Source organism: Pseudoalteromonas luteoviolacea, from assembly GCF_001696455.1.
GTDB lineage: Bacteria > Pseudomonadota > Gammaproteobacteria > Enterobacterales > Alteromonadaceae > Pseudoalteromonas > Pseudoalteromonas luteoviolacea_C.
On record NZ_MAUJ01000001.1, the window covers coordinates 455,427 to 467,627 of the forward strand.

Annotated in this window: 8 protein-coding genes; 3 read left to right on the plus strand and 5 right to left on the minus strand. The window is 40.5% G+C overall.

From position 1 onward, the window contains the following. Positions 1-151: 151 nt before the first annotated feature. A complete protein-coding gene (locus tag A7985_RS01935; RefSeq protein WP_063372505.1) occupies positions 152-646 on the minus strand; it encodes a malate synthase in 495 nt (164 codons plus the stop codon). 241 nt (positions 647-887) lie between these two features. On the opposite strand from A7985_RS01935, the gene A7985_RS01940 reads away from it, so the two are divergent. Together A7985_RS01940 and A7985_RS01945 are read left to right on the plus strand one after the other, a co-directional pair. Then, positions 888-2,387: a DUF3612 domain-containing protein gene (locus A7985_RS01940; RefSeq protein WP_063372506.1), complete on the plus strand. Its 1,500-nt coding sequence runs from the start codon at positions 888-890 to the stop codon at positions 2,385-2,387. A gap of 176 nt (positions 2,388-2,563) precedes the next feature. Next, complete coding sequence (locus A7985_RS01945) at positions 2,564-3,268, plus strand: substrate-binding periplasmic protein (protein WP_176716670.1); 705 nt, start codon at positions 2,564-2,566, stop codon at positions 3,266-3,268. 646 nt (positions 3,269-3,914) lie between these two features. On the opposite strand, the gene A7985_RS01950 is transcribed toward A7985_RS01945, so the two are convergent. The 4 genes from A7985_RS01950 to A7985_RS01965 all read right to left on the minus strand — a co-directional run bounded on the left by A7985_RS01950 (position 3,915) and on the right by A7985_RS01965 (position 7,838). Then, the gene (locus A7985_RS01950; RefSeq protein ID WP_065788750.1) at positions 3,915-4,514 is read right to left on the minus strand and encodes a hypothetical protein; all 600 of its coding nucleotides are present in this window, start codon (positions 4,512-4,514) and stop codon (positions 3,915-3,917) included. A 291-nt stretch (positions 4,515-4,805) separates the two neighbouring features. Continuing rightward, the gene (locus A7985_RS01955; protein ID WP_065788751.1) at positions 4,806-5,348 is read right to left on the minus strand and encodes a hypothetical protein; all 543 of its coding nucleotides are present in this window, start codon (positions 5,346-5,348) and stop codon (positions 4,806-4,808) included. A gap of 11 nt (positions 5,349-5,359) precedes the next feature. After that, positions 5,360-5,641, minus strand: a complete 282-nt coding sequence (locus A7985_RS01960) for a helix-turn-helix domain-containing protein (protein WP_063372511.1) — start codon at positions 5,639-5,641, stop codon at positions 5,360-5,362. A 715-nt stretch (positions 5,642-6,356) separates the two neighbouring features. Beyond that, the gene (locus A7985_RS01965) at positions 6,357-7,838 is read right to left on the minus strand and encodes a hypothetical protein (protein ID WP_065788752.1); all 1,482 of its coding nucleotides are present in this window, start codon (positions 7,836-7,838) and stop codon (positions 6,357-6,359) included. A 423-nt stretch (positions 7,839-8,261) separates the two neighbouring features. Between A7985_RS01965 and A7985_RS26730 the strand changes: the two genes are divergently transcribed. Beyond that, positions 8,262-12,185, plus strand: a complete 3,924-nt coding sequence (locus A7985_RS26730; RefSeq protein WP_218061273.1) for a hybrid sensor histidine kinase/response regulator transcription factor — start codon at positions 8,262-8,264, stop codon at positions 12,183-12,185. The last annotated feature ends 16 nt before the right edge of the window (positions 12,186-12,201 follow it).

Consider the following 12,201-nt stretch of genomic DNA (forward strand, 5'->3'; position numbering starts at 1 on the left):
TGAATGCATGAAATGTAAAATGATGAGAGAAAAGAATGCTTTGAAAATTTATAGCTTTAACGCGAGTAAGTATTCACATTTGGCCACGAAACAACGTGTGGCCAAAATATTCATTCATGTTCACAGGCGGGCATGAATTTTTGAAAATATTTTAAACTTCGTAATCCTCACCGTTTTTGCTGCGATAGCATTTGCAACGCGATTCCTCTACTAGCGTATGTTGTACGCCGTCAATAAAGCTCATCCAAAGTTTGGTGTGTTTGCTGTTTTGCGTATCGATTGCACTAAATGGTGTTTCGTACTGCACATCATTGATATGGGCTTTGTCATACTTACCGGTCTCGCCCGCTACATTAAAGCTTAACTCAATATGTAAGCCGTCATCTTTTTGCAGCAAGATAGTAGAGGGTGCTTCTTTATGACCGCATAATGCGACGAACTGTTTTGTGTTTTTAAGTCCGCAATGCTGACCGTCGGCAAAAAACACCATTAAATGGTTATAGTACACAACGTACGCACTGACTTGCGTGTGCGAGCCAAACTCGAGTGGGCAGTGCTGATCTAAAAACTGTTTAGCGATGATAAGTTTTTGGCATTCTTCGCTAAGCGGCTGCGATGATTCGTTTGTTTGAAGTTGTGCTTTCATTGATGTATCCCCAGTTACCGAAATTTTAAGTTGAGCTACGTTATGGTTGTCTGAATAACGTGTTCGCTGATTAATGACTACAATTTCAGTGTATGAAAAATTATCAATAAATTTCACAAAAAGAATTTTACAGTGTAAATTTTACAAAATCTGGTCTGACCTCTTGTTGCGAATAGTATGAGGCTGTGGTTTTTAAATTCTTATAAGACGCTTGATAGTTACTGACATATTTGGGGGCACAATGAAAACGAGTTCAGAGTTAATGCGTAAGTCACATTTTCTCGGTACCAAGATACGAAACTTGCGTAAGCGCAATCACCTTACTTTAGAGGACCTCTCTGCGAGGTGTATTCGGGTAGATCCCCAGTCTGCGCCTTCAGTGTCGTATTTATCCATGATTGAACGAGGCAAGCGCACCCCAAGTAGTGGCATGCTAGAAAACTTTGCAGAAGTGTTTCAAAAGCCATTGTCGTGGTTTTTAGATACCGAACCAGAGGCGGACGCAATTACGCCCCAAAAAGGCCGCTCAGGTGGTATTGAAGGTATGGCACTTGAGCCAAACTTTTTGTTCTCAAATGACATTTTGCAAATAGCCATTCCCGAAATGCTGTCTCAAACCGGTATTAGTGGCCGCCAATTTGCCCATCTGTTAATTCGTGCACACCAAGAACACCATCAAAATCATTTTCCGGATCTAGAGCGCGCCGCCGATGAAATAGGTGGCAAAAACCTCTACTTAAATGTCGATGACTTAACTCAACTATTGAAAAAGCAAGGTTTGACTATTCGCTGGTATGACGAAACACCGAGCGAAGTGATGGACGATAGCGGGCATGTGTTTAATCACCTCATTACCTCATACTTTGCCGAGCCAAATGTCGTGCACATTAATAAGCGGTTAAAGCAAAACCCAGCGCGGCTGAAATATGATTTAGCCGTACACATTGGTCACAGTGTGCTGCATGAGTTAAAGGGCCTGCGTTGTGTGCTTAGAACTGGCGGCTTTAATAGCGCGGTGTTGCCAACCACAGACACAACGCCCAATGCACAAGATATATTAACCGCATGGCACGATTTCGAGTCTAGTTTTTTTGCCGGCGCTTTACTTTGCCCCAAAGTCGCTTATCGTCAACTGCTCGACTCATACGGCTATGAAGTCGACATACATCAACACTTGAATATTTCCCCCTCAGTTGCCATGCGCAGAATGACCGTGGTATCACCGTACCCTAATTGGCATTACTTTGACGCCTATTTACCCGGTAAGCTCAAAGCAGTTTATCGCGGTAATGGTATACCGCTCCCGTGGGGCAATATGCGTAGTGTGGAAGATCCATGTCAACATTGGGCTGTATTTAGGAAGTTTTTGGCACAAAGCAACAGCTCAAGCGCGCAATTGTCTATACTCAACGTCAACGGTAAACCGCATTTGTACTGCTGTGAGTCATTAAAAGTTAACGATTTAGTTGAAAACGCACATGTGCTGTGCGCAGGCATAGATTTGAATCCCGCGATAGATGCGCAAGGTAATAGTGCGCAAGACTTAGTGCAAGAATTGCAAGATTTATGCATTAAGCAGGGCGGTGCAAGTGTGGTACCTTGGCATCTTAAAAAGCAGCTGATGAGCGTTGCCAAAATACTGAATATTAATTGGATTGAACGCGGCATTAACAATGATGTTAGGGTAATATGTACACGGGGTACCGCATGCCCTCGGCAACCGAGCTGTTATGACAATTAGCAAAGAGGTGCCTTAATTCGTTTTTATTTCCCCCATTTTATTAGGCCTGAGGTGAGAGAGCATTGAATAAAATTGTTGCAAAAAAGCAAGGTAATCATGTCTTTTATTGTGTTTTTTTAATGATGATTTCAGCGGTTTTTTGCACCTCAGTATTTGCTTGTGATAGGGCTCTTAAAGTGAGCGTGAGTAGCGATTGGCCGCCATACTCTTCAAAACATGGTAACAACTACTTTGGGCTTGAAATACAGCTTATAGAGTTAGTGCTTAAAGATGCGGGGTTTTGTTGGCAGTATGTGGTGCTGCCTTCATCAAGTCGCACATTTAAGCAGCTCCAAGAGGGCAAAGTCGACATTGTTCCGGCTGCAAGTTTTACACAACAGAGAAGAAAATACGCCGAGTTTAGCCTGCCATACCGTCAAGAAGTGATGTTGCTTTTTACTCATACAAAAAACACATTGCCGTTTCTAGAAGACTCTCAGTTAAGAGGCTCGCTGCTCTATGCTAACTTGCGTAGCAACATTGTTGCGGTGAGCCGTGGGAGTGTATATGGGCAATACTTTGCAAATTACCGTAACAACTGCCCGGATTGTGTTATCGAAACAAACTTGGCTCGAGAGCGATTTAACTTGGTCAAGCGAGGGCGAGTCGAATACGCGGTAGAAGACAACCTAACAGGCGCATACCTAATTCAACACGAAAACTTTGCTCAGCATATCAAGCCGACATCCGTCAGTGTGTATGAAAATCCTGTTCACTATATGGTAAGACCGGGGAGCTTAACCGAAAAACAACTCCAGAAGTTTAATCTCGCTATTATCAAAAATAGTGACACCATTAAGCAAATAATTGCTGACTATCACCAGCTTTATCACCTTAAATAGTCAAAATAAGCACCTTACTCGCATCAAATAAATAAAAAAATATAAAGCCTCTTACTTTTATCTGACTTTTTACTAAAACACCCAGCAACCCATTGATTAATTTGCGTATGTAGTGTGTTATAGAAACTGTCACACAGGTGACAAATACCAATAAAATTTAAAGGAATTAAAAAATGAAAACACTTAATAAAGTTTTAAGCCGAGAGTTATGTGAAAAGGTAAGCGGTGCTAGCGGTGTTTATAAGCCGACAGATCCAAGACCGTAATCTACGAAAATAATCAAACACTCCTCAAGTTTGAGGAGTGTTATAGCTGGCATGCTTCATTAATTAATGGAGTATTGTCAAATGCTTATCTATCCTTCCTGTCTGGAAGCTGAGCATCGCCCTATGCTGGGTCATAATCATAAATAGAGTTTAATTATTCAATGTTTATTTGATTATTAGTAGTGTTAGCGTCTTTTGATTTATTTTTTAGGCTCTTCTGGCAGCGGGCCTCCGGGAGTGCTATGCAAGCCGCCAACAATGAACTTTAATAACTCTTTATCAATAACCATCTTAATTTTCCTTAATTATAATGTAGTGAGGATTAAGTTTCGCACAGAGTGATTTGTAAACTCAAGGTGTGAAGATAAGTTTCTATCAGATTACCTATCTTTTTTCTCAGACATGTTCGTGAGTCTTTTTCTCTCAAATTTTCTCCGGCGTTTTAATGCCAAAACATGCTCGTCAATTGGTACAGTACGAGATGCGAGCTTTAAAATAACCAGTGATTCAATTAATTGTAGTATCGTCATGGTAGGGCTATAAATATTATTTCTAAAAGGAAATGAATCAATGATCCAGTATTGATAAAGCTTTGCTTCTGCAAAAGCAATAATGTTTACTACGCTTAATATAAAGTAGGTAAATATTAAAGCTGCTTCTTGTTTGCTAAAGTAGTAGTTATAAAAAACATCATGGCATAGTTTAATGTGACTCTTAAACAACTTGGCTATTAATCGTCTGAAAATTACTGCGCTTAAAAATAGAAGATTGAAGAGAGCGACGTATAAACCATAATTGTTTCTTAAGCTAAAAGCGAAGTCATATAGGGCAATATCTAAGCATTCTAATAATAGTAAAAGGAATACAAGCATTCGGGTATTTATGCTTTTCCAACCTACTAGTAGTGCAATAAGATAGACTGGGATAACAGAAAGGCCTACACCATCATAAAAAAATTGGAATTTTTCGTAGCTGAACATCTACACACCTTAGGTAATTAAAGTAGGTAGGAACTTAATGTGTACTAAAAGGGATGTTCTCTGATGATTTATATGAAGTTGATATCGTATAAATCATCAGTTTTACGTCAAAATTATACGAGTTCTATTTTTATTAGAATACATGAACTCATATTAAGAAGCGAAGTTTTCGACAACAAGTTTCTAAACTAACCCGACTTCTCTTCAGGATTAGGCCCATCAATAATTCCGGGACCTGAACCATAAATTTTTTTCAATAGGCTATAATCTATAACTTTCATTTTTTCTCCTTTAACTTGTTTCACTGATTGTCAAACTATGACCTCTAAACCTAGAAGCAATCGACATTACAAGGAAACACTCAACAAAAAATATCATTATTAAAATTGGGCTAAATAAGTATTTCTTAAAGAAGTAATCACCAATAATTGCCCCTTCAAACAATACAAACTCAACAAATGTAAGAAAAAACACAAAGCCTGTTAAGACATAGAGAAATAGTAACCCGCCTTCCTGTTTTGAAAAGTGGTAATCTTTCAAAACACTTTGAAAAAAAGAGAACCTAGTTTGCAAAGATTGAGCTAGCAATCTCCGTCCTAAAATTGGCACTATAAATAAAAGGCACATACCAATTCCCCAAAGATAAAAATATCTTCCCCAGTTAAATGCCATTTTTAATGTTAAGGTATCGACTGTTTCAACAAAAATTAATATTAAAAATAAATATCTACAGTTTGTGTTTTTCCAACAAATAATTAATGAAATAAAATACAGTGGAAAAGGGATAACCCCAATTATAGAATATAGTGCGCTCAAGTTTTCAGTGCTAAACATCAGATACTTCCTTAATTCCGTTTGTTTTCTGGTTGCTGACTTTCAAGCAGTTGCTTGGTTTTTTCTTCTGGGCTAAAGCCGCAAATAAAGCAAATTAAAAAATAACTGGTGAGTGGTACAGGGGTTTTCCCTGTTTCCCAGTTTGAAATCGTTGCTTGATCTACGACGGGTATTAACTTTTTTCCCAGTTGACTTTGTGTCAGTCCAGCATCCTTACGCATCGAACGTATCGACTTGGCTGCTTCTCCCCATAAGCCATTAAACAATCCTAGTTGTCGAATTCTCAGTTTCATAACTTTCCAACATTACCTTCTGATAACAAAATTTAACAAAAGTTATCACTAAACCTGCATTTTAGGCAAGGAAATAGCGTTAATATTCGGGAATATTAATATAATAATGTTGTTGAGGAGGTGTTTTATCTAATTTCTATATACTATACCTAGTTTTTATTAAATATTTCATTATCTGAATGCGATATTAACAACTAAGATTCAACATTGAAACCTTTAAAAGCGGAATTTTTTCAAATTTATAGTAAAAGAATGTGTCAAGGTAATTTAATACTATAGTATTGGTGCGTTTTTTATAAATAAAAATAACTTTTCACGCGTTGTTACGTGCAGTTATCCGATTGATAGTTAAGTTTATTGCTTTATTTATATGGTTTTAGTTTTATTTAATTATTTAAAATAACGCAACTTTTAATTTTTTTGCTAAATCTGCTAATTTTTACAGGTCTTGAATTTCGGGACTTTCGTCAAGCTGGTTACTTTTAGAACGCACTGTAACCTTTATTACTCATGTGTTTTATTTAATAGTGATATATTGGCGACAAAATATGGCAATCTCAAAAGTCAAAGAGTAAAGACTCAAAAATAAATGCTCGTTTACATGTTTTACTAGTAGATTGCGTATTAAGCACCTTTAAAAAAATACAGCCGCAAGTATGAGTTTACTTGCGGCTGTATTGTGTGGGATTTTTTGTAATTTTTGGAACCGTTGAGGCTAATTACACTCTGTTGTCCAATTTTCACCGTCTGTACTGCACTCTAATACGTAGGTGCCGTCAGATTTGTATGATTGCTTTGTCCATCTACCATCATGGAAGCGAGATGTGATAACTCGGTTTTCACCTGTATCATCAGTTTTACGCTTGTGCCACCAAGCATAAGGAATGGTCACATCATCGTGTAGTTCGTAGCCTGACTGGTCTAGGTAATAGACAATTACCGCTAATTCTAACAAGCTAAATTTGCTTTTCATATTATACCAATCGGTTAGACCTTCTTTCGTATTACTGTCTTTGTCTTGGCCCACTTCTGCTAGGTAATGAACGCCATTTTTATTATAACTGACTGAAAGGCCACGATTAGGCGCGTCATTAAAGTCGACGTCAAAGTCACAGGTTTGGTCTTTCGATTCTCTTTGTACTAACTTCCAGTTATCGATTTCGTATTGAATATCATTAATATTCAGCGTTAACTTTTCGTGGTGCGCACACGCGCCAATATCTTCTGGGTCATTAATGACCACGTCAACAGTTTGTGTGTATGAATGGCCACCGCTGAGTTGAATGCTTTTTGTTTTACGGTCGTAATGTATAAATAAGACGTTTTTCAGCGAGTCATCAACACGTGCAGTCTCATCGACGAGCGTGTCACCTTCATTTGAATAAATATAAATTTTGCGATACCAGACCCTTTCATCGCTTTCGGGCTGATTTGGTGGTGTACCTTTGTAATGAAGTACGCGAATTTCCCGCGCATTTAGATATTTTTTGGCAAGTTCTATGTATTTTTCAACGCTAGCTTGTAAGCCTTTAACAATATCTTCAGCGAGCTTTTGTAGTGCCTCATCGCCGTTTTCAATATAGTCGCTAAATAGCTGCTCTTCAGAAATGTTGTAGTGCTCGATAACTTGTTTGGTCGTCTCTTCTAAAACTATTAATAGCGCTTCTCTTTGTTCATTGCTTTGAATAAGTTGCTCACACGTGGCGTCTTTAAATTCTGGTGTCTCGACTAAAGATTGCCAAAGCACGGTCGTCAGTGGTGTGATGTGTTGTAGTGCTTCGTCGTTGAGTGACTCAAGCGTGGGTGGCAACACCATTTGATAAGGTTTGGTGACTTCACCTAAGTCCTCGTCAATCGCACCGACTGGCACATCTACATACGTGGGTACATATGACGCGCATTTTGCCTGTTGTTCGGTTAGCTCAAGAATATAGCTCCCTTTGTCGGTAGAGACTACAAAGGGTTCGTCGGCATCTTTTGTTTTGTTGTTGTTGAGGTCAAGCCAAACCGTTGCGCCTTGTACATATCCGTCGATAACTCGTCCTCTGCGAGCGTACCTGTTTTCTTCCGTGGTTACTTTTTTATTGCTGTCCAATTCAATGCTTGGAGATTTAGAGCCGCCTTTTGAGCCACAGCCACTGATAACGGCCGAGCAAAATAGGGCGAGGCTAAGCGTTTTTATTGGTGAATTAAACATGGTAATTCCTTATTTATATTGCAGGCTCTCGATGTACTGCTTGTGTTTACTGCTGTTTGTACCTGTTAGTCAAACCCATTTATGCCTATGCGTGTGCAAGAGGAGGCAACGCATCTACTCGGGTATGTCAAAATTATATTGGGTGCGTCAATGAGGGCGGTAACACAAAACAGACATTAATACGCAATTATCTGACATTTTGGTGCCTGAAATGGGACATTTGATAATTATCTAATTGTTGCTATTATGTCAAACAAGCTGTGCGTATTAAAACTAATTATTAAAATATAAGCAAACATAACAACAATTTACCATATGTCTAAAAACTTCTTAGTGACCTTTTTTGTAAGGTGTTTTTTTGTAATTTTTATTTTGCTTGGCTTTTGCCCAAAGGCTGACGCAAATGGGGGTAAGACGCTCAGTGTGGGTGACGGCCTGCCGAGCAATCGCGTGTTTGATATCACGCGAGATCATCGTGGATTTATGTGGTTTGCGACAGAGCAGGGCATTGCTAGATTTGATGGAACACAGGTAAAGCGCTTTTCAAAACATCAAACACCTGAATTAAGCAACGCTTTATGGGTTAGGGATGTGTTGTTTGACTCGCAGCATAGGCTGTGGGCGGCTGGCAAACAGGGTCTAGAAGTGCTTAATCCGCAGGCTGAATCATTTGAACCGGTACGAGCCGGGCAAGGCGCAGATCCACTCAATATTTATAGCCTTTTTGAGTCTAGACAAGGTGAGATCTGGGTCGGAGAGAGAGCGGGGCTGTACAAAGTTGACAATGGTGCACTTAACTTTGTGCCTATTAATATCGAGAACCTTGACCAGCAAGCAGAGCCCTCTCCATTTAACGACCGTGTGTTATCGATCACTCAAGTCGATGCGTCTACCTTATTACTGGCAACAGATCCTGGGGTACTGTTATTTGATATCACCAAGCAGCAAGCCCAGTTTATTAAAAATGAACACGGAGCGCCTTTATTCGCTGATAAGGTGTGGCGCCTTGATGACGGCCAGATTTGGCTGAGTATACAAGGGGTGGGGATTGCCCAGTACCTCCCTGATGACAAGCAAGCCATAGTTAAATATGTAGATGAAAATCAATTTGATACGGTAGGCTACGTGTTTGATTTGAAAGTGCGTGACAACAAGTTGCTTGCGGCATCTTTAAATGCAGGGCTTTTGCAGTTGAGTGAGCAAGTCACCCCAGTTGGAGACTCACCGCCGCTACTTTCTATTTATAGTGACCAGCAATTGCTCGCACTGGGAAGCTACACAGAAGGTGCGATAATTGAACATGCTAACCTGAGCGCGGCACAAAACTTTGATTTTACACACCCAAGCGAAACACATCAGTTTGAAATAAACGATGTGTTGGTCTTAGAGCAACATATTTGGGTTGCTGACCAATTAGCAGGACTTTGCCGGTATCAAATGAATGGTTCGTTTGATGGGTGTTTAAAAGCGTACGACCTGTCAGCACAAGCAATAGCGAAAGGCAAGGGCAGCACACTTTGGGTGAGTATGTATCAAGAGTTAGTGCATCTTGATGCAGAGTCGATGCAAGTTATAGACAAGTTTAGTTTTGCAGAGATGGGTATCCCAGATTCAATCTATGCAATGGTTATTGAAAATGACACCTCTATTTGGTTGTCCCATAGTTTTGATGGTTTAACTCAGCTAAACCCTAAAACAAGACAAATCAAAAGGTACACGCGTTCAAATTCAAAATTACATAACGATCAAGTGCACAGTATAGTGCAGCATCAAAGCATGCTATGGGTGGCAACATCAGCAGGGTTGCAATCGCTAGACTTAACCACGGGCGACTTTGTACAACCAGATGCGCCAGTACTAGACCTTTCAGAAGCCATTTATGATTTGTTTTTGAGCCCATCAGGCATTCTGTATTTGCAGTCAGATGCAGGTATCAAGGCTTATGATACCCAGAAAAAAGATTGGCTGGCACTGGCGAGTCAAATCGCCAATATGACGAACGCCAGTGTTGCTTTTGGCGATGACGGACGGGCATGGTTTGCAAATGGTTTGGGCATTTTTGGCTGGGAACCGAGTAGCTCAAGTGGCAGTATTCATTATTACGACAAAGGTGATGGACTTTACCACCAGGGTTATATTGGCAGCGCAGCTACCAACGCCGATGGCAACCTAGTATTTGCATCTGCCGATGGACTGACTTTATTTGCGCCTAAAAAACTCGCTTACTTTGACGCAAGCCCTAAAGTCAGCGAATTTGAAATTACATTGGCTGATGGCAGTACACAAACCTATTTTAACAAGCTGTCATTGGACGAATTACCGTACCAGCATGCCAGTATTCGTTTTAGTTTGACCAACACCAACTTTGCCAGTGCATCAAAGCAGCAATTTCGTTACAAGCTCGAGGGCGTGTCTGAGGCATGGGTAGAACTTGGCAACAGTCGAGTACTGATGATCCCAAAGCTTGCTCACGGTCAATACAATTTACAGGTGCAAAGCACAGACAGTAACGGTAACTGGTCTACAACGACAGGCCAGTTTGTGTTTTCAATCAAAACGCCTTGGTATGCCACCGTATGGGCCTATATTGCGTATGTGCTTACTTTTATGCTCTGTTTATTTGTGATTTATCATTTGCGGGTTAAAGCGCTTAAAGGCATTCAAAAGCAATTAGAAAAAGAAGTGGCACTGCAAACGAAGGCCATAACCGAGCAAAACAAGCAGCTATTAGAAAAATCATCTGCTTTGGCAAGTGCTGAGGCGCAAAGAACTTTACTTTTGAAAACGCTTTCTCATGAATTAATGACGCCCGTATCCTTAATTCAGGGCCCTTCGGAGCAGTTGATGAAAGTCGAGCACGCACAAGAGCGCAATACAATGGCAAGTATTGTAGTGAGTAATGCAAAGAGGCTAAAAGTGTTGATAGAGCAGTTAATGCAGGTTTCTGAACACAGTGGTGGAGAGGTTCAAACAACCGAACAGTCTTTGCAGCTTTATGATCTCTCAGAAATTTGTAACGAACAGGCCAATGTATTTGCGCCTTTGCTAGCACAGCATGAATTGCGACTAGAAGTTGATGTTGCGTCTCGTGTCATGGTAAAGGCTAAGCAAGATCAGCTTGAGCAATGCGTGAGTAATCTGCTTAGCAACGCGATAAAATATAGCCCCAACGGGCAGCGCATTTTACTCACTTTACGCAAGTCAAGCAGTAAAGAGTCCTCTGTTTGCGTGCTAAGTGTTTGTGATCAGGGTATTGGTATTCCAGCAGGTGAGCAAAGTAAGATTTTTGAGCCAGAATATCGAACAGAGCAGGGAAGTAAACACAACGTCGGGCTTGGCATTGGGTTAAGTGTTGTGAAGTCTACCGTTGATGCTTTGGGTGGCGCTGTCGAGGTATCTTCTGTTGAAGGCCAAGGCAGTACTTTTACACTTAAATTTAACACTGCTGAAAGTGAGTCTACTGGCCAGTCAACGGCTGTAATAGACAATACAGCAAACTTTGAAGAGGCCAGTGCTACAAGCTCTGAGGTTCAAGAACCTCGTAGTATACTGATTGTTGACGACACGCCCGATATGCTGACGTTTTTAAAGAGCGTTTTTGGTACTGCTTATTCTGTAACCGTTGCACGTGATGGTGAAGAGGGGCTAGAGCTGGCAAAATCGCTGATCCCAGATTTGATTATTTCAGATGTGATGATGCCAAAGCTAGATGGGTTTGGAATGTTGTCAGCGATTAAACAGCATTCTCTGACCGGGCATATTCCGGTGATTTTACTCACTGCCAATTTAAACGAGCAAAGGCAAATTGAAGGCTTAACACTGAGGGCCGATGACTACATCACAAAGCCCTTCAATTTACAGGCTCTCGAACTTAAAGTACGCAATCTATTTAAGCATCAGGAGGTTACACTCCAGAAGTGGCGCAGCCGAATTACGCCTCAACCCACTCAGGATGCCTTGAGCCTACCTGCCTTGCCCAAATTCCAATTTAAGGACCAACCTCATATCTATGACTTTTTGGATAAACTCGACAGAGTCGTCGAGCAGTATTATCGCAATACTCAGACATCCGTCAGTGAATTAGCGAAAGAAATGGCGTTGAGTGAACGCCAACTGCACCGCAAGTTAACTGCATTGATCTCCATGGGAGCAAATGAGTATTTAAGGACGTACAGACTGTATAAATCCATTACACCATTACTTCATGGTCAGAGTGTTGCACAAGTTGCCGATGACGTCGGATTTAATTCGGGTTCTTATTTTAGTGCTTGCTTTAAAAAACACTTTGGTATGACAGCAAAAACTTTTGTACAAACGCAGCGAGATAAACACAGTCAGTTAAGTTAGTACTGAGTCGAGGTGA

Bases quoted from the DNA above. Each gene is read 5' to 3' on its own strand.
- A7985_RS01935 (WP_063372505.1), bottom strand. From the start codon at position 646: ATGAAAGCACAACTTCAAACAAACGAATCATCGCAGCCGCTTAGCGAA.
- A7985_RS01940 (WP_063372506.1), top strand. From the start codon at position 888: ATGAAAACGAGTTCAGAGTTAATGCGTAAGTCACATTTTCTCGGTACC.
- A7985_RS01950 (WP_065788750.1), bottom strand. From the start codon at position 4,514: ATGTTCAGCTACGAAAAATTCCAATTTTTTTATGATGGTGTAGGCCTT.
- A7985_RS01955 (WP_065788751.1), bottom strand. From the start codon at position 5,348: ATGTTTAGCACTGAAAACTTGAGCGCACTATATTCTATAATTGGGGTT.
- A7985_RS01960 (WP_063372511.1), bottom strand. From the start codon at position 5,641: ATGAAACTGAGAATTCGACAACTAGGATTGTTTAATGGCTTATGGGGA.
- A7985_RS01965 (WP_065788752.1), bottom strand. From the start codon at position 7,838: ATGTTTAATTCACCAATAAAAACGCTTAGCCTCGCCCTATTTTGCTCG.